Here is an 18,421-nt window from a genome sequence, read left to right as displayed (position 1 = left end):
AGCAATGAGTAGCATAGAAATTCTGGTTCCTGACCTCCCTGAGTCTGTTGCCGATGCCACTGTGGCAACCTGGCACAAAAAACCGGGTGACAGCGTCGAACGTGATGAAGTGCTGGTAGAAATCGAAACAGACAAAGTTGTGCTGGAAGTGCCTGCCAGCGATTCCGGTGTTCTGGAAGCCGTGCTGGAAGAAGAGGGGGCGACTGTCCTCTCAAAACAGCTGCTCGGACGTATCCGTCTGGGTGACAGCACCGGTCTGCCTGCGGAAGTAAAAGAAAAAGTGCAGTCCACACCGGCACAGCGTCAAAATGCCGGCCTGGATGAAGAAAGCAATGATGCGCTGAGCCCGGCTGTCCGCCGCCTGATCGCAGAACACGGCCTGAAAGCAGCCGATATTGCCGGCAGTGGTGTCGGCGGACGTCTGACCCGTGAGGATGTTGAGAAACATCTGGCACAGCAGCCGAAAGCACCGGTGAAAGCGGCTGCGGAGCCGGTTTCTCAGGCTGGTTTACCGCATCGCAGTGAAAAACGTGTACCGATGACCCGTCTGCGCAAGCGTGTTGCAGAGCGTCTGCTGGAAGCGAAAAACAACACCGCAATGCTGACCACCTTTAACGAGGTGAGCATGAAGCCGGTGATGGATATGCGCAAACAGTACGGCGAATCATTTGAAAAACGTCACGGTGTGCGCCTCGGTTTCATGTCGTTCTATGTGAAAGCAGTGGTTGAGGCACTGAAACGTTATCCGGAAGTGAACGCTTCTATCGACGGTACCGATGTGGTGTATCACAACTATTTCGATATCAGTATTGCGGTTTCCACGCCGCGCGGTCTGGTGACCCCGGTTCTGCGTGATGCGGATGCGCTGAGCATGGCTGAAATTGAAAAACGCATTAAAGAGCTGGCTGTCAAAGGTCAGGAAGGCAAACTGACAGTCGAAGATCTGACCGGCGGTAATTTCACGATTACTAACGGTGGTGTATTCGGATCACTGATGTCCACGCCTATCATTAACCCGCCGCAGAGTGCGATTCTGGGGATGCATGCTATCAAAGATCGTCCGATGGCGGTAAATGGTCAGGTGGTGATCCTGCCGATGATGTACCTGGCACTCTCTTATGACCACCGTCTGATTGATGGCCGTGAATCTGTCGGGTTCCTCGTGACCATTAAAGAGATGTTAGAAGATCCGGCACGTTTACTGCTCGACGTGTAATGCTTTTTGTTTTTTAGTTTGGCTCATCCGGGCGGCATCGCGCTAAAACCGCCCGGCTGAACTCGCGACAGTGAATCTGTGTCCCTGCGCCGGGAAATCGGCGCTATCCAGGCAACAACAATAAGAGAGCCCGCTCTCATCAGACAAATTATGGATAGAACATCATGAATTTACACGAGTATCAGGCAAAACAACTCTTCACCCGGTATGGTTTACCTGCACCGGCAGGCTATGCCTGCTCCACACCCCGTGAAGCGGAAGAAGCAGCATCCAAAATCGGCAGCGGCCCGTGGGTCGTCAAATGTCAGGTTCATGCCGGCGGCCGCGGGAAAGCGGGCGGAGTGAAACTGGTTAAGAGCAAAGATGAAATTCGCGCGTTTGCCGAACAGTGGTTAGGCAAGCGTCTGGTGACCTATCAGACAGATGCACAGGGACAGCCTGTACATCAGGTACTGGTGGAAGGGGCAACAGATATCGCCAAAGAGCTGTATCTGGGTGCCGTGGTGGATCGCGGTTCGCGCCGTGTGGTCTTTATGGCCTCCACCGAAGGTGGTGTCGAAATTGAAAAAGTGGCACATGAAACACCGGAACTGATTCACAAAGCCGTGATTGAACCGCTGACCGGCCCGATGCCGTATCAGGGGCGTGAGCTGGCGTTTAAACTGGGCTTAACCGGTAAATTAGTCAGTCAGTTCACCAAAATCTTTATGGGACTGGCAACCATGTTCCTGGAGCGTGATCTGGCGATGGCAGAAATCAACCCGCTGGTGATCACCACTCAGGACGAACTTATCTGCCTCGACGGTAAATTAGGTATTGACGGCAACGCCCTGTACCGTCAGCCGGAACTGCGTGAAATGCATGACCCGTCACAGGAAGATGCCCGCGAAGCACAGGCTGCGCAATGGGAACTGAACTATGTGGCGCTGGACGGCAATATCGGCTGTATGGTGAACGGTGCCGGTCTGGCGATGGGCACCATGGATATCGTCAAACTGCATGGCGGTGAACCGGCAAACTTCCTGGATGTCGGCGGCGGCGCAACCAAAGAGCGCGTGACAGAAGCCTTTAAAATCATTCTGTCCGATGAAAATGTTAAAGCCGTATTCGTCAATATCTTCGGCGGGATCGTCCGTTGTGACCTGATTGCAGACGGGATTATCGGTGCGGTTGAGGAAGTCGGCGTCAGTGTGCCGGTTGTTGTGCGCCTGGAAGGGAACAACGCGGAGCTGGGGGCGGAAAAACTGGCGAAAAGTGGTCTGAATATTATTGCGGCAACCAGCCTGACGGATGCTGCGAAACGTGTTGTTGCAGCAGTGGGAGCGAAATAATGTCTATTTTAATCGATAAGAACACCAAAGTTATCTGTCAGGGATTCACAGGTAGCCAGGGGACTTTCCACTCTGAACAGGCGATTGCGTACGGTACCAAAATGGTCGGCGGTGTGACACCGGGCAAAGGCGGCACAACACATTTAGGTTTACCGGTCTTTAACACCGTGCGTGACGCGGTGGAAGCCACCGGTGCTACCGCCTCTGTTATTTATGTTCCGGCACCATTCTGCAAAGATTCCATCCTGGAAGCGATCGATGCGGGTATCAAACTGATTATCACCATCACCGAAGGTATTCCGACCCTGGATATGCTGACAGTCAAGGTGAAGCTGGATGAAGCCGGTGTGCGGATGATCGGTCCTAACTGTCCGGGCGTTATCACCCCGGGTGAGTGCAAAATCGGGATTATGCCGGGGCATATCCACCTGCCGGGTAAAGTGGGGATCGTTTCCCGTTCCGGTACGCTGACTTATGAAGCGGTGAAACAGACGACTGATGCCGGTCTGGGACAATCCACCTGTGTGGGGATCGGCGGTGACCCGATTCCGGGCTCTAACTTTATCGATATCCTGCGTATGTTCCAGAATGACCCGCAGACAGAAGCGATTGTGATGATCGGTGAAATCGGCGGCAGCGCGGAAGAAGAAGCGGCAGCCTTTATCAAAGACCATGTCACCAAACCGGTTGTGGCTTATATCGCAGGTGTGACTGCACCGAAAGGCAAGCGTATGGGCCATGCGGGGGCGATTATCGCGGGCGGTAAAGGTACTGCGGATGAGAAATTTGCAGCCCTCGAAGCTGCCGGTGTGAAGACTGTCCGCAGTCTGGCTGATATCGGTGATGCGGTAAAAGCGATCCTGGGTAAATAATTCCGGGCATTTTTATACAGCCGGGGCAGGCCTGATGCTGCTTCCGGCTGTTTTTTGATCTGAACACAATTCAGCTGTATCTGTCATATTGCGTATTTTTACGCAGCTGTTCCCTCCATTGCTGTCCTTTTAATCAATTTTCTGAATTAAGCCAAAACGCTTGCTGTATCGTTTACACAGCAAAAAGTCTCAGGTATAAAAGGGCGTTTTTATCATCTTGATTTATACTTAATTTTTAAGCCGGAAATGATTATTGCTCTGTGTTAATACAAACAGACAATAACAGTTTTAGTGATAATTTATTTATAATTGAATTATCGGGCTCATGAAATTAACCAGAAATACTGATGAAAATAAAACGTTAATGAAAAGAGCATATATTATTGGTATTTTTCTGTTTGGTTGTGTTTGTGTGCACATTGCATTAACAATAAAGCAACTCAATTACCATATATGCGATTTTAATTAACACGGTGAGGAAAAATTGACGTAAATCAATCTATTGCACTGGCATTATTTCGGTGATTTGTTTAAATTGTGGCAGATCAAAATAGCCGAAAATGACTGCGCTGTGCATTATTTGATATATCCTCAGAATTCCAATCTGAATCACGCAAAAGCAGTTTATTGTGTGCAAATATAAGCGTACTATTATTAGGGTGTCTATTTAGGTGTTTTTTTGTTACTAATTTGTTATTGCATTTAGAGGCATTTATTGCTGGTAGTTATGTTGCTTTCTTTCTTCAGGAAAGCTTGGGTTGCCGCATGTCGGTGTCTTCCTGCTAGGAGCAAGGAGTCAAGATGTTTGATATTGTCGAACTGTCGCGATTACAGTTTGCCTTAACAGCGATGTACCACTTCTTATTTGTACCGCTAACATTAGGGATGTCCTTCATGTTAGCGATCATGGAAACGGTATACGTCCTGTCCGGTAAACAAATCTATAAAGATATGACGAAGTTCTGGGGTAAGTTATTTGGTATTAACTTCGCTCTGGGTGTTGCTACCGGTCTGACTATGGAGTTCCAGTTCGGGACAAACTGGTCATACTACTCTCACTATGTCGGTGATATCTTCGGTGCGCCTCTGGCAATCGAAGGTCTGATGGCATTCTTCCTCGAGTCCACCTTCGTGGGTCTGTTCTTCTTCGGCTGGGATCGTCTCAGCAAGAAACAGCACCTGATGGTGACCTGGCTCGTTGCGCTCGGTTCCAACTTCTCTGCACTGTGGATTCTGGTGGCAAACGGCTGGATGCAAAACCCGATTGCTGCTGACTTCAACTTTGAAACCATGCGTATGGAGATGCTGAGCTTCTCCGAACTGGTTCTCAACCCGGTTGCACAGGTTAAATTTGTGCATACAGTAGCGGCCGGTTACTGTACCGGTGCGATCTTCGTACTGTCTATCAGTGCGTGGTATCTGATGAAAGGCCGTGATATCGCATTTGCAAAACGCTCTTTTGCGATTGCAGCAAGCTTTGGTATCGCTGCTGTGTTATCCGTTATCGTGCTGGGTGATGAATCCGGTTATGAAATGGGTGACGTACAGAAAACCAAACTCGCCGCGATTGAAGGTGAATGGCATACTCAGCCTGCACCTGCATCATTTAACGTGATTGCGTTCCCGAATCAGGAAAAAATGGAAAACAGTTTTGCGATTGAAATTCCGTACCTGATGGGGATTATCACCACCCGCTCTATCGATACTCCGGTTCTCGGCCTGCGCGACCTGATGGTGCAGCATGAAGCCCGTATCCGTAACGGTATGGTGGCGTATGATCTGTTACAGCAGCTGCGTGGCGGTAATACCGACCCGGCAATTCGTGATGCCTTTAATCAGAGCAAACAAGACCTTGGTTACGGCTTACTGCTGAAGCGCTATACCGACAACGTCGGTCAGGCAACTGAAGAGCAGATTCAGGCAGCAACCAAAGACTCTATCCCGCGTGTTGCACCGCTGTTCTGGGCATTCCGCCTGATGGTGGCAGCCGGTGGTCTGATGCTGATCGTTCTGGGTCTGTCATTCCTGAGTGTACTGCGCAACCGTATCGGCAAATCAAAATGGCTGCTGCGCGCTGCTTTCCTCAGCCTGCCGTTACCGTGGATTGGTGTTGAAGCGGGCTGGTTCGTTGCTGAATATGGCCGTCAGCCATGGGCAGTCGGTGAAGTATTACCGACAGCATATGCAACGTCACATCTGGCAGCCGGAGACATTCTGTTCTCTATGGCGCTGATTTGCGGCCTGTATACCTTATTCCTGATTGCTGAAATGTTCCTGATGTTCAAATTTGCACGTCTTGGTCCAAGCAGCTTAAAAACCGGCCGTTATCATTTCGAAACGTCCCCGGCACAAGACGCTAAGTAAACAGGAGCCCACTTATGTTTGATTATGAAATATTACGGTTTGTATGGTGGATCCTGATTGGCGTACTGCTGATTGGCTTCACTGTAACTGATGGCTTTGATATGGGCGTTGGTGTTCTGCTGCGTGTTATCGGCAGAAATGATACTGAACGCCGTATCATGATTAACGCAATCGCACCGCACTGGGATGGTAACCAGGTATGGCTTATCACCGCAGGTGGTGCACTGTTCGCAGCATGGCCGATGGTCTATGCGGCGGCATTCTCCGGTTTCTATATCGCTATGATTCTGGTACTGGCGGCATTATTCTTCCGTCCGGTCGGTTTTGACTACCGTTCAAAACTGGAATCACCAAAATGGCGTGGTATGTGGGACTGGGGTATCTTTATCGGCAGTTTCGTACCGTCATTAGTGATCGGTGTGGCATTCGGTAACCTGTTACAGGGCGTGCCGGTAGAAGTTAACTCTCAGCTGCAGGTATCTTATGCAGGGAGTTTCTTCGGTCTGCTGAACCCGTACGGTCTGTTAGCCGGTTTAATCAGCCTGATGATGATCGTGGCGCACGGCGGGACTTACCTGCAGATGCGTACCACCGGTGATCTGCATGTACGTGTGCGTAAAGCCACCAGTGTTACTGCTCTGCTGACATTTGTTCTGTTCGCAGTTGCCGGTGCATGGCTGATGTGGGGCGGTATTGAAGGCTTCCGTGTCGTGTCTGACATTGACCACTTCGGTGCTTCTAACCCGGTGACCAAAGAAGTGGTACAGGAAGCAGGCGCATGGATGGCAAACTTCAATGCTTATCCGATCCTGTGGATCCTGCCTGCTATCGGTCTGGCATCTCCGCTGCTGGTTGTGATGTTCACTGCAATGGATAAAGGTGCATGGGCATTCCTGTTCTCTGCACTGACAATTGCCGGTGTGATCCTGACCTGCGGTACAGCGATGTTCCCGTTCGTTATGCCTTCAAGCATCGACCCGAACGTCAGTCTGACCATGTGGGATGCGACTTCCAGCCTGTTTACACTTCAGGTAATGACGGTTGTTGCGATTATCTTCGTTCCGACAGTTCTCCTGTACACCATCTGGTGTTACGTGAAGATGGCAGGGCGTCTTGATAAGTCCTTCATCGAAGATAACAAACATAGCTTGTACTAAGGAGCAGACGAATATGTGGTATTTTGCATGGATCCTCGGAACGCTCCTGGCCTGCAGCATTGCTGTTATTGCAGCACTGGCTATTGAGCATCACGAAGATAAAGCCGCGTCAGGCGAGTAAGACTGATGCTGAATAAGTCTTACCAACTACTGGATAAGGGTCCCTTACGGGCCCTTGTCCTTGTAATGGCGTTGGGGCTGGCATTGTGTGTGATCTGGGATCCGTCGCGTTTTGCGGCAAACACCAGTTCATTACAGATCTGGCAGGGACTGCTGATGATCTGGGCAGTATGCAGCGGTGCAATTTTCGGTACGGCATTCCGTCCGGAGCGCACAATCTGGAAGATTATTTTCCATCCGCTTCCGGCGGTGGTGATTCTGGGTTACGGCCTTTATCATTTTTTCAGCTGATATGAACGTTTATAATAAAAGCGTTTATGACAACAAGCCGTTCATCTGAACGGCTTTTTTCTTTTCTGTTTTCGCCCCGGTTCACGGATAGCGCAGTAATGCGGTATTACCGGCAAAAAAGCGGGCAAAATAATCAATAAATACCCTGGTCTTCTGCGGCAGATGCGCTGCGGGCGGAAACACCATATTAATGCTCTGATCCGGTACCGGCTGGTGTGTGAATACCGGAACAAGTTTCTCCTCAGTCAGTTGCTCCCGGATATACCAGACCGGCAGCAGGCTGTAACCCTGATGTGCCAGCGTCATAGTACGGATCGCCTGAATTGAGTTAGAGATAAACACCCGGTTATCCGGAGCGGGAAGATGCGGACGACGGCTGAAACGGGCGGTGAGATTACTGTTGGCGATAAAGGGCAGGGCGGCGGGATCACTGTTTTCCGTTATCCGGTGCTGCCGGATAAATTCAGGCGTTGCCACATAACAGACCGGAAAATCAGCCAGTTTGCGGAACCTCAGACCGCTGTCACTCAGCGTACCCAGCCGGAACACCACATCCAGTTTCAGGGCAATTAAATCACTCAGACTGTGATCGACACGGTAATCCGCCCTGATCAGCGGATAGCGCTGTGTAAAGGCGGGCAGCTGCGGAAGCAGAAACTGACCGCCGAATTCGGCGGCGGCACTGAAACTCAGCGGCCCCTGAGGTTGCATCGTCCCCGTTCTGACCGCATCCATCGCACTGTCAAACTGCTGTAACAACGGTTTGAATTGCTGATACAGCGCCTGACCGGACTCTGTCAGAGTAAATTGCCGGGTGGTCCGGTGCAGCAATGTGGTGCTGAGTTCGGATTCCAGCGCTTTGATATGCAGACTGACCACCGATTTGCTCAGATTCAGGCGTGCAGCAGCCCGGGTAAAGGAACCGGTATCCACAACATAGATAAAGGTATTGATCTTCTCAACGGATGTCAGCATAAGATTGTTTCGTTTTCTCAAACAGTATTGTCTATTTTGATGCATAGACGGCTGTGGTCAACTGCTTTTACACTGCTGGCCGGAGGAAACCATGACTTATCGTTACCGTATCGCCCTGATTTTTTTACTGGGCTTTTTTATTGATTGCATCAATATCTTTATGTCTGCCATCACACTGCCTGCGATTGCAGAAGCTATGCAGGTTACATCCCTGTCGGTGACCTGGGTGGCAAACAGTTATATTCTCGGGCTGACACTGATTATCCCGCTCAGCCCGCGGCTGGCAGCGCGTTTCGGGATCAGGGAACTGATGACGGCCTCTATGCTGCTGTTTGCGGCGGCCGCCGTGCTGGCAGGCAGTGCGGAATCTTTTGCTTCGCTGATTTTCTGGCGCTTTTTACAGGGCGTGGCGGGCGGATTGCTGATCCCGGCCGGGCAGTCACTGACCTTTCAGTATTTTCAGGGGCGTGAGCGAAGCAAAATCTCTACCATTATTATGATGATTGCGCTGATTGCGCCGGCACTTTCCCCGATGGCAGGGGGAATTATCGTGGATCTGGCCGGATGGCGGCCTGTTTTTTACGTCAATGCGCCAGTGGCACTCTTTACCGCACTGCTGGCCTGGTGCTGGATACGTGAACCGAAAACAGACGCCGGAGACGCACCGGATCTCAAAGGGCTGCTTCTGGTCAGCCTGACACTGGCGTCACTCCTGATAGGCCTCTCTTTATACGGCGAATATCACAATATTGCCGGAGCGATGGCACTTGGCGCGCTGATGCTGCTCAGTGCCCTGGGATACTACCGCCACTACCGGCAGACACCTCAGGCTATTATCGATTTATCCCTGCTGAAAAATACCCGGCTGTGGCTCTCTGTCGCCGTGTATTACGCGGTGCCCGGCGTATTTACCGGTGCGAATATCCTTGCCATTTTTTATCTGACCACGGTTCTCGGCCTGACAACAGCGGTTACCGGGTCGTTTATGCTGCTGTATGCGGCAGGGGCGATGGTGGCGATGCTGATCAGCGGTGCGGTGTATAACCGGATCGGCGCCGGACGACTGTTTATTATCAGCCTGCTGCTGCACAGCGGTGGTATCGCACTGTTCGCACTGACTGACAGTCATACGCCGCTGTATCTGATCGGCCTGATTTATCTGCTGACCGGCACCGGCGGCGGTATTGCGGCAAATTGTGCACAAACTACCGCGCTGTATGACTTTCAGGGGGCGCAACTGAATAAAGCCAGTGTGATCTGGAATATTAACCGTCAGGTGGTGTTCAGCATCGGGGCGGCTGTCATGATGACGTTATATCAGACGCTGAACACCATTTTCCCGGGACAGGCATTTGCGCTGACATTTCTGGGGGGCGCACTGGCCGGGCTTATCCCGCTGATTTTTCTGTTCCGCCCGCAGTACCGCACATCACTTAAACCCGCAAAGGAGATTATCCGTGACTAACAGTATGTTTCAGCAGGCCTGTGACGAGATTCATCGTGTTCATGACCTTATTTTTAAGACATTTACAGTTTCCGGGGCAGAAGGGCAGTCGGCGCTGTCTGAGCTGCTGACCCATTTCACACCTGAGTTTTCTATGACCGGGATCAGCGGGGCGGTAATCGACCTCGCGGCGGTGAAAGAGATGTTTACCCGTATACAGGGTAAGAGGCAGGGAGCACCGATTGAAACGGCAGAATATCAGTGTATCAGCCTGACAGAAAACACCATATCAGTGCGTTATCAGGAGACGCAGCACTTTGCCGGAAGCACCACATCGCGGCGCTCACTGGTTATTCTGCGCCGGGGAGATAACGATAACTGGCTGTGGCATTATTTACATGAAACGCCATTGTCCGCAGAAAACACCACCGATAAGTAAAAGCGAGTTTTCAGCCGGTAAATCCGGACGGAAAATCTGTTTTCATAAAATAAAGATAAGGCGATTTAATTTATGGAATTACAATAAGTTAGAGTATGCCGTAAATAAATCGGTAGCACAAAAATCCGGATAATTCCGGATTTTTGCATATTCATGAGGAAAAATGTCTTTTAATAAGTGTTTAATGATAGCTTTAGAAGCAAAAAATAACGCCTCTAAGGTATTGTAATACGTAACAAAATATTTTTTCATCCCGAGCCCTTCAGGGGCTTGCGTGTTGGATAAAGGCGAGTATGATTAGCGCGCGGACAAACGGGCTTTTCTTATCTTTACGAACTAAGCATTTTCAATACGTTTGCTCTTCACGTATAGTTTGCAAAGCATGTTGTCTGATAAAGGTAAGTTGCGGGATATTCAATGTTCAGTTGGCCAATACGGGTTTATTACGAAGATACCGATGCTGGTGGTGTGGTATACCACGGGCAGTATCTGGCATTTCTTGAGCGTGCCAGAACCGAAATGTTACGGGAACGGGGCTTTCACCAGCAGCGTCTGCTGGAAGAGCAGCTCGGCTTTGTAGTCCGCAAATTAACTATCGATTACCACCATCCGGCAAGGTTAGACGATCTGTTAGAGGTACGCAGTGAGATCACGGACATCCGTCGTGCGTCTCTGACATTTACGCAGACACTTATGCATAAAAACGGAACTCTTTTATGTCGCGCAGAGGTACTGGTCGCCTGCGTGAATATTTCTTTAATGAAGCCGGTAGCGCTTCCTGAGTCTATTGTCGCGGAGTTTAAGCAGTGACTGACATGAATATCTGGGATTTATTCCTGAAAGCAAGTTACCTCGTGCAATTTATCATGCTGGTATTGCTGGGCTTTTCTGTTGCCTCGTGGGCCATTATTATTCAGCGCACCAAAGTTCTGAATGCCGCCACCCGTGAAGCAGAAGCGTTTGAAGACAAATTCTGGTCAGGAATCGAACTGTCCCGCCTGTATAAAGAAAGCCAGGCGCGCCGTGATGAACTGAGCGGCACAGAACAGATTTTCTACTCCGGTTTCAAGGAATTTGCCCGCCTGCATCAGGCGAACGTACACTCTCCGCAGGCGGTGGAAACCGGCGCGGCACGTGCTATGCGCATCTCCATGAACCGTGAGATGGAAAGCCTGGAAAACCATATTCCGTTCCTCGGAACTGTCGGTTCGATCAGCCCGTACATCGGTCTGTTCGGTACTGTCTGGGGGATCATGCATGCCTTTATCGCACTGGGTGCGGTAAAACAGGCAACGTTACAGATGGTGGCGCCGGGTATCGCGGAAGCACTGATTGCAACGGCAATCGGTCTGTTTGCGGCGATTCCTGCGGTTATGGCATACAACCGTCTTAATCAGCGCGTGAATAAATTAGAACAGAACTACGACAACTTCAGCGAAGAATTTCTGGCGATTTTACACCGTCAGGCCTTTGCTACTGCTGATAAGAAATAAGGCAGGAGATTATCATGGCACGTCATCGCGGACGCCGGCGGGAGCTGAAATCCGAAATTAACATCGTTCCTTTACTGGACGTGTTACTCGTGTTGCTGCTGATCTTCATGGCAACAGCGCCGATCATCAGTCAGAGCGTGGAAGTGGATCTGCCGGATGCCTCCGATTCTCAGTCCGTTTCCACTAATGATAATCCGCCGGTGATTCTGGAAGTCTCCGGTGTCGGCCGTTACACCCTGGTGGTGAAGCAGGATCGTCTGGAGCTGCTGCCGGAAGAGCAGATCATTGCCGCGGCAAAACAGTATCTGGCTGAAGATCCGAAGACTATTTTCCTGGTCGGCGGTGCCAAAGATGTGCCTTACGAAGAGATTATTAATGGCCTGAATATTCTGAAACAGGCCGGAGTGAAATCTGTGGGCCTGATGACGAAGCCGATGTAAGGTTTGTTATGCAGATGTTTTCACTCAGAAGGTTAGGGAATTAAGCGTGGGAAAGCTGAAAGAGCGTAAAGATAAATTAAATCGTTCTGTCATCACCTCTGTGGTGTTGCATCTTTTGCTGATTGCGCTTGTGATCTGGGGATCGTTTGTAACCAAATCAGGGCTGACCGGCGGTGGTGAAGGCGGTCAGGTGATCGATGCGATTATGGTTGATCCGAACGCCATGGTTGAGAACTTTAACCAGCAGCAACAGCAGCAGGCCAATGCAAAGCAGGCTCAGGCGCAGCGCGAGAAAAAAGCGAAGCAGCAGGAAGAAGAATTACGTCAGAAAGAACTGCGTGAGCAGGAGCGCTTAAAAGCTATCGAAGAAGAGCGCCTGAAAACCGAACAAAAAGTTGAAGATCAGAAAAAACAGGCTGAAGAGCAGCAAAAACAAGCTCAGGAAGCCGTGAAGAAAGCCAAAGAAGAGCAGAAGCTGGCGGAAGAAGCCGCAGCCAAAGCTCAGGCTGAAAAAGAAAAAGTGATTAAAGAGCAGGCGCTGGCGAAGAAACAGGCTGACGAAAAAGCCGCCGCACAGAAAGCCGCTGAAGAAGAAAAAGCCAAAGCAGAAAAAGCGGCTCAGGAAAAGGCCGCCAAGGCCGAAGCAGCTAAAGCGGAAGCCGCCAAAGCAGAAGCCGCTAAAGCTGAAAAAGCCGCCAAAGAAAAAGCGGCTAAAGAAAAAGCAGCCAAAGCCGCAGCGAAAAAACAGGCCAGTGAAGTGGATGATCTCCTCGGCGGACTGGCATCCAACGCACCGGGCACTGAAAGCGGCGGCGCATCCGCGGCTGGTCAGGGCGGCGGCAAGAAAAGCGGAACCAACTCGGATGGCGATATGAACGGTTATATCGCGCAGGTCCGGTTAGCGATTCAGGCGAAGTTTTATAATGCGGATATGTACCGCGGTAAAACCTGTACGCTGGAAATTAATATCACTGATAAGGGAACACTTATCAGTGTGAATGCGGTCGGTGGTGATGACGGTTTATGTCAGGCAGCTCTCGCGGCGGCCAAACAGGCTCGTATTCCTGCTCCGCCGAGTAAATCGGTCTGGCAGCAGTTTAAAAATACTAAACTGGACTTTAAACCGGAATAAATGGCAAAACAGCGTCAGTAACCTGTTATATCCTGTGATAGTTTTTAACAGGGTATCTGGTTTTGGTTATGAACGTTTGTTAAAATATGGGTTTGATGCGGGCATTGGTGCAACGAGGGAGAGAGAATGAAGCAGGCAGTGAAATACATGCTCGGTTTTCTGATGCTGTGGGCGACGGTTGCTCAGGCTGAAGTTCGTATCGAGATTACTCAGGGTGTTGATTCAGCACGCCCTATCGGAATCGTGCCTTTCCAGGTCGCCGGCGGCGGTACTGTGCCGGAAGAAGTCGGTGCAATTATTGCAGCGGATCTGCGTAACAGCGGAAAATTTAATCCTATCGATCCTAACCGTATGCCGCAGTTACCGGGCACCGCGTCTGAAGTGGTTCCTGAATCCTGGACCGCGTTAGGTATTGATGCAGTTGTTGTCGGCCAGGTTCAGCCGGGTGCCGACGGTAATTATCTGGTGAGTTATCAGCTGGTGGACACCTCAGGTGCTCCGGGCAGCGTACTCGCACAGAACCAGTTTAAAGTCACCAAACAGTGGCTGCGCTATGCCGCACACACTGCCAGTGATGAAGTTTTTGAAAAATTAACCGGTATTCGTGGTGCATTCCGCACACGTATTGCTTATGTGGTGGTTAAGAACAGCGGTGACTATCGTCACGAGCTGCGTGTGTCTGACTATGACGGCTATAACCAGTTCACCGTTCACCGTTCACCGGAGCCGCTGATGTCCCCGGCGTGGTCACCGGATGGTGAGAAACTGGCTTATGTTACTTTTGAGAGCGGAAGTTCAGCTCTGGTTATCCAGAATCTGTCCAGCGGACAGGTACGCCAGGTTGCTTCATTCCCGCGTCACAATGGTGCACCGGCATTTTCACCGGACGGAACCAAACTGGCATTTGCGTTATCAAAAACCGGTAGTCTGAATCTGTATGTGATGGATCTCGGCTCAGGCCAGATGCGTCAGGTAACAGATGGTCGCAGTAATAACACCGAACCTGCATGGTTCCCGGACAGCCAGACGTTAGCGTTCACGTCTGACCAGGCTGGTCGTCCGCAGATCTATAAGGTTGGGATTAATGGCGGTGCGCCTGAGCGCCTGACGTGGGATGGGACTCAGAACCAGAATGGTGACGTCAGTGCTGACGGCAGTTTCCTGGTAATGGTCAGTTCAGGCGGCGGGAAACAGCATATCGCCAAACAAGATCTAGTAGCGAACAATTTCCAGATTTTAACGGATACGTTCCTAGATGAAACGCCAAGTATCGCACCTAACGGCACTATGGTTATTTATAGCTCCTCACAAGGTATGGGAACTATATTGCAGCTGGTTTCGACCGACGGGCGTTTCAAAGCGCGTCTTCCGGCGACTGACGGACAGGTAAAATTCCCTGCCTGGTCGCCGTATCTGTGATGCATTAAAAATATGTATGGCAAATTATAAAAGGATCAAAGAGATGCAACTTAACAAAGTGCTTAAAGGGCTGATGTTAGCTTTACCTGTTCTGGCTGTTGCTGCGTGTAGTTCTAACAAAAACGACCAGACTGATGCGGGCACTGTCGACAATGGCGCAAACGCTGGTATGTCTGCGGAAGAACTGGCACGTCAGCAGCTGCAGGAACTTCAGAACAACAATATCGTATACTTCGGTTTCGACAAATACGATATCTCTCCTGAATTCCAGCAAATGCTGGATGCACACGCTGCATTCCTGCGTAACAACCCGTCTTACAAAGTGACTGTAGAAGGTCATGCTGACGAACGTGGTACTCCTGAGTACAACATCGCGCTGGGCGAGCGTCGTGCTAACGCAGCTAAAATGTACCTGCAGGGTAAAGGCGTGAACGGCGAACAAATCTCTATCGTTTCTTACGGTAAAGAGAAGCCGGCAGTTCTGGGTCACACCGAAGCTGACTACGCTAAAAACCGTCGTGCAGTCATCGTATACTAAGAGATATACATGAAAAGTAACTTCAGACGCCTGATGGTGAGTCTGTCGTTATTGATAGGTGTAGCGGCCCCCTGGGCCGCTATTGCTCAGGCACCCATCATCAATATCGGCTCAGGCTCCACTGATGACCGCCTTACGCAGCTCGAGCGTATTTCTAACGCTCATGGTCAGTTATTAACCCAACTTCAGCAACAAGTCATGGATAACCAGCGCGATATCGATATGCTGCGCGGGCAAATCCAGGAAAGTCAGTACCAGCTGAATCAATTGACAGAACGCCAGCGCGAACTTTTCTCACAGTTGGATTCGCTCAGCGGCGGCGGCAGCGCATCAACAGATAACACGTCCGCAGCATCCGGCAGTACGGGTTCTGCGGATAATACATCTGCGCCGGCCACTGCAGGTAAGGGCAATGAGAAAGATGACTATAACGCTGCAGTAAACCTGGCGATGAACACCAAAGATTACGATGGTGCAATCAGCGCATTTCAGAGTTTTATCCAAAGCTATCCGAAGTCCGGTTATCTTCCTAATGCCAATTACTGGTTAGGTCAGCTGAACTACAACAAAGGCAAAAAAGATGACGCTGCGGCGTATTTTGCTTCTGTGGTAAAAAACTGGCCGAAATCCCAGAAAGCAGGAGAGTCCTTCTATAAAGTCGGGCTGATCATGCAGGAGAAAGGGGATAAAGCGAAAGCGAAAGCGATTTATCAGCAGGTTGTTGCGAAATACCCGGGATCTTCCGGTGCAAAACTGGCTGAGAAAAAACTGGCTGGTTTATAACAGCCGGTTTATTTTTTTGCTCAGAGTATAGCCCCGACCGGTGGTTTTTTTACCAAACCGGGGCTAAGTGAGTGAATTATAAGCGTTTGAATAAGTTAATTTGAAAAAATCGTTGCACCGGCCGGATAAATCAGTATTATATCGTGCCGTTGGCAAGAGAGTACGGGTCGTTAGCTCAGTTGGTAGAGCAGTTGACTTTTAATCAATTGGTCACAGGTTCGAATCCTGTACGACCCACCATTCTCTTTTGCCCGAAATCTGAAACGGGTCGTTAGCTCAGTTGGTAGAGCAGTTGACTTTTAATCAATTGGTCACAGGTTCGAATCCTGTACGACCCACCATTTCAGACCTCCTCCGCAGTATGCAGTATTACGATGGGTCGTTAGCTCAGTTGGTAGAGCAGTTGACTTTTAATCAATTGGTCACAGGTTCGAATCCTGTACGACCCACCATCGTATCTTTCCCTCTGAGTTTTATTCTCCCCGGTCTCATACCGGAGATTATCTGCCGGTTACGATTTATTTTCCTGCGTCAGCAAATCAGCGGTATTTAACCGGTCAGTGACCAGTGCAATAATTTTATCTGCCAACGTTATATCAATATCAAATTTCTGTGCATCAATTACGCGGATCGCCACATCGCGGTAGAGCGTCAGCATCGCCATGTAAGCCCGTGCGGCACGGACACGATCACGGTTATCAAGTGTCGCCATAAAACGGCCGTACAGGGCCGGTGGCAGCCAGGTGCTCAGGTGGCGTCCGGCATACCAGACATCCTGTGTGCCGTCGCTGCGGAGCAGTACATGCCACTCCAGCAGGGTGATCAGCCACTGTTTCATGGCGACATCGCGCAGACGGGCTGTCCAGGTTTCATTACGCAGATAATAAACCGGCACTTGTGATGCCTCCAGCCAGAAATTTTGCCAGTTTTCCAGGAATGCCTGCTGATCCGGCGGGGTAAGTAAGGACGCAGGATCGGCATACTCCGGTAATCCGGCGGTCACACCGGTTTTATCCAGCAAAACGGCATAACCCCGCTGATAGATGTTATCCAGTCCGTGTTCAGCCATCCGTGTAATACGCTCACGTCCTGCCAGCATAAAACCGGCTTTACGGCCTTTCTCATACAGCACCTGACAACATGGCCAGCGGACACCATCGCTTTCATGGGAAAGCGCTTTACGGATAATCAGCGGCACACCAAACCGGTTCAGCCAGCGGCTGTCGTTAAACAGTTCATCAGGGGTGCTGCCAATCAGTTCGGTATTAATATCAGAAAAACGCTCTGCCTGGTTCTGACGCGCCGCAGGGCCGGTGATAATGACCGCATCAATACGGGGATCTAATAGGGCAAAAGAGATTATAGTGTTTATAATTTGCTCAATTGATTCCATTTCACATCTCATTCATATAATTAATAACTGGCCAGATAGTACGTCATAATCAAAAATAGCGGGAGTGCTCAGGTTAAAAAAACGTTATTATGTTTAGTGTATTAAACGAAATTTGTTACTATGGGATGATTTCACTGAAAACAGCAGGGTGAAACACACTACAATAAACATGCGGCAGGTAATTATCTGCGAGCTTCGGTAAATTTACTTAGTGCGGGTGGCGGAATGGAATTTTTTGATATCAATAATATTCTCGTGGTAATCCCTTACTGGAAAGAGGGGTCCTATGCTCTGTCCTGGATTGAAGCGGTGGGGGCGACCGCCGGGTTGTTGTGTATCTGGCTGGCAAGTCTGGAAAAAACAATCAACTATCTGTTTGGTCTGATTAATGTCACGCTGTTTGCGGTGATTTTCTTTCAGATTCAGCTCTATGCCAATCTTCTGCTGCAGATTTTCTTTTTCGCGGCCAATATCTACGGCTGGTATGCCTGGACCAGACAAAATGAGAAAGCAGAAGCGGAGCTGAAAATCCGCTGGATGCCGCTGCGGCAGACGGCTGTGATTGCCGCCGTCTCACTGGCGGCGATTTTACTGCTGGCGCGTTTTATCGACCCGGTCTTTACGTGGCTGGCACAGAGTATGGTCAGTATACTGAATGTCGCAGGGGCTGATCTGGCGATGCCGGTATTACTGCCGGATGCCTTCCCGTTCTGGGATGCGGCAATGACCGTGCTGTCCGTGGTGGCGATGATTCTGATGACCCGTAAGCTGGTGGAAAACTGGCTGCTGTGGGTAGTGATTAATATTATCAGTATTGTTATCTATGCTCTCCAGGGCGTATATGCGCTGTCACTGGAATATATCATTCTGCTGGGTGTTGCACTCAACGGCTCGCGGATGTGGATAAAAGCAGCGAAGCAGTCGTAAAACTATTTTCCGTACAATAATCCGGTGATTATAATGAGAGTCTGATAACAATCAGATTCTCATTAATCAGCAACAAAAGGAAATTCC

At 50.1% G+C, this 18,421-nt stretch carries 19 protein-coding genes and 3 tRNA genes; 20 read left to right on the top strand and 2 right to left on the bottom strand.

All coding sequences use genetic code 11. The features are described 5' to 3' along the window. Window positions 1–4: 4 nt before the first annotated feature. From odhB to ybgE, 7 genes are all read left to right on the top strand, one after another. A complete protein-coding gene (gene odhB, locus R5268_RS03770) occupies window positions 5–1,216 on the top strand; it encodes a 2-oxoglutarate dehydrogenase complex dihydrolipoyllysine-residue succinyltransferase (RefSeq protein WP_107680550.1) in 1,212 nt (403 codons plus the stop codon). Between the two features lie 164 nt (window positions 1,217–1,380). Beyond that, on the top strand, window positions 1,381–2,547 hold the full coding sequence (gene sucC, locus R5268_RS03765) for an ADP-forming succinate--CoA ligase subunit beta (RefSeq protein WP_317418642.1): 1,167 nt from the start codon (window positions 1,381–1,383) through the stop codon (window positions 2,545–2,547). Then, complete coding sequence (sucD, locus tag R5268_RS03760) at window positions 2,547–3,419, top strand: succinate--CoA ligase subunit alpha (RefSeq protein ID WP_052926236.1); 873 nt, start codon at window positions 2,547–2,549, stop codon at window positions 3,417–3,419. The genes sucC and sucD overlap by 1 nt, the downstream gene beginning before the upstream one ends. 801 nt (window positions 3,420–4,220) lie before the next feature. Next, on the top strand, window positions 4,221–5,783 hold the full coding sequence (cydA, locus tag R5268_RS03755; protein WP_046893712.1) for a cytochrome ubiquinol oxidase subunit I: 1,563 nt from the start codon (window positions 4,221–4,223) through the stop codon (window positions 5,781–5,783). Window positions 5,784–5,797: 14 nt separating this feature from the next. Then, complete coding sequence (cydB, locus tag R5268_RS03750) at window positions 5,798–6,940, top strand: cytochrome d ubiquinol oxidase subunit II (RefSeq protein WP_317418643.1); 1,143 nt, start codon at window positions 5,798–5,800, stop codon at window positions 6,938–6,940. A 13-nt stretch (window positions 6,941–6,953) separates the two neighbouring features. Beyond that, window positions 6,954–7,061 (top strand): cytochrome bd-I oxidase subunit CydX, encoded by a 108-nt coding sequence (cydX, locus tag R5268_RS03745; RefSeq protein WP_004235652.1) that lies wholly within the window; start codon window positions 6,954–6,956, stop codon window positions 7,059–7,061. Window positions 7,062–7,066: 5 nt separating this feature from the next. Beyond that, window positions 7,067–7,351, top strand: coding sequence for a cyd operon protein YbgE (gene ybgE, locus R5268_RS03740; protein ID WP_046893714.1), 285 nt, complete (start codon window positions 7,067–7,069; stop codon window positions 7,349–7,351). Window positions 7,352–7,432: 81 nt separating this feature from the next. Here the strand turns inward: ybgE and R5268_RS03735 are convergent, their stop codons facing one another. Beyond that, entirely contained in the window at window positions 7,433–8,326 is an 894-nt protein-coding gene (locus tag R5268_RS03735; RefSeq protein WP_317418644.1) for a LysR family transcriptional regulator, read from the bottom strand. A 91-nt stretch (window positions 8,327–8,417) separates the two neighbouring features. Between R5268_RS03735 and R5268_RS03730 the strand changes: the two genes are divergently transcribed. From R5268_RS03730 to R5268_RS03675, 12 genes are all read left to right on the top strand, one after another. Further along, the gene (locus R5268_RS03730) at window positions 8,418–9,791 is read left to right on the top strand and encodes an MFS transporter (RefSeq protein ID WP_317418645.1); all 1,374 of its coding nucleotides are present in this window, start codon (window positions 8,418–8,420) and stop codon (window positions 9,789–9,791) included. Next, entirely contained in the window at window positions 9,784–10,209 is a 426-nt protein-coding gene (locus R5268_RS03725; RefSeq protein WP_317418646.1) for a hypothetical protein, read from the top strand. The genes R5268_RS03730 and R5268_RS03725 overlap by 8 nt, the downstream gene beginning before the upstream one ends. 417 nt (window positions 10,210–10,626) lie before the next feature. Then, a complete protein-coding gene (gene ybgC / locus R5268_RS03720; RefSeq protein ID WP_045138323.1) occupies window positions 10,627–11,019 on the top strand; it encodes a tol-pal system-associated acyl-CoA thioesterase in 393 nt (130 codons plus the stop codon). After that, entirely contained in the window at window positions 11,016–11,702 is a 687-nt protein-coding gene (tolQ, locus tag R5268_RS03715; RefSeq protein ID WP_107680555.1) for a Tol-Pal system protein TolQ, read from the top strand. Before ybgC ends, tolQ begins: the two co-directional genes overlap by 4 nt. Before the next feature lie 14 nt (window positions 11,703–11,716). Next, window positions 11,717–12,142, top strand: a complete 426-nt coding sequence (gene tolR / locus R5268_RS03710) for a colicin uptake protein TolR (protein WP_004235659.1) — start codon at window positions 11,717–11,719, stop codon at window positions 12,140–12,142. A gap of 46 nt (window positions 12,143–12,188) precedes the next feature. Then, window positions 12,189–13,274: a cell envelope integrity protein TolA gene (tolA, locus tag R5268_RS03705; protein WP_107680556.1), complete on the top strand. Its 1,086-nt coding sequence runs from the start codon at window positions 12,189–12,191 to the stop codon at window positions 13,272–13,274. A gap of 126 nt (window positions 13,275–13,400) precedes the next feature. Continuing rightward, the gene (gene tolB / locus R5268_RS03700; protein WP_046893718.1) at window positions 13,401–14,693 is read left to right on the top strand and encodes a Tol-Pal system beta propeller repeat protein TolB; all 1,293 of its coding nucleotides are present in this window, start codon (window positions 13,401–13,403) and stop codon (window positions 14,691–14,693) included. A gap of 43 nt (window positions 14,694–14,736) precedes the next feature. Continuing rightward, window positions 14,737–15,231, top strand: a complete 495-nt coding sequence (pal, locus tag R5268_RS03695) for a peptidoglycan-associated lipoprotein Pal (protein WP_025153442.1) — start codon at window positions 14,737–14,739, stop codon at window positions 15,229–15,231. Window positions 15,232–15,240: 9 nt separating this feature from the next. Continuing rightward, the gene (cpoB, locus tag R5268_RS03690; protein ID WP_046893719.1) at window positions 15,241–16,014 is read left to right on the top strand and encodes a cell division protein CpoB; all 774 of its coding nucleotides are present in this window, start codon (window positions 15,241–15,243) and stop codon (window positions 16,012–16,014) included. A gap of 164 nt (window positions 16,015–16,178) precedes the next feature. Beyond that, a tRNA-Lys gene (locus tag R5268_RS03685) sits at window positions 16,179–16,254 on the top strand. Between the two features lie 25 nt (window positions 16,255–16,279). Then, window positions 16,280–16,355: transfer RNA gene (locus R5268_RS03680), tRNA-Lys, on the top strand. 35 nt (window positions 16,356–16,390) lie between these two features. Then, window positions 16,391–16,466, top strand: a tRNA-Lys gene (locus R5268_RS03675). Between the two features lie 59 nt (window positions 16,467–16,525). On the opposite strand, the gene R5268_RS03670 is transcribed toward R5268_RS03675, so the two are convergent. After that, entirely contained in the window at window positions 16,526–17,407 is an 882-nt protein-coding gene (locus tag R5268_RS03670) for an aminoglycoside 6-adenylyltransferase (protein WP_317418647.1), read from the bottom strand. A gap of 225 nt (window positions 17,408–17,632) precedes the next feature. Between R5268_RS03670 and pnuC the strand changes: the two genes are divergently transcribed. Beyond that, complete coding sequence (gene pnuC, locus R5268_RS03665; RefSeq protein ID WP_218427696.1) at window positions 17,633–18,334, top strand: nicotinamide riboside transporter PnuC; 702 nt, start codon at window positions 17,633–17,635, stop codon at window positions 18,332–18,334. Window positions 18,335–18,421: the final 87 nt, after the last annotated feature.

Origin of the sequence: Morganella sp. BCCO 40_0007, from assembly GCF_032989665.1 — a bacterium.
GTDB lineage: Bacteria > Pseudomonadota > Gammaproteobacteria > Enterobacterales > Enterobacteriaceae > Morganella > Morganella sibonii.
This window is presented reverse-complemented; position numbering and strand designations above follow the sequence as displayed.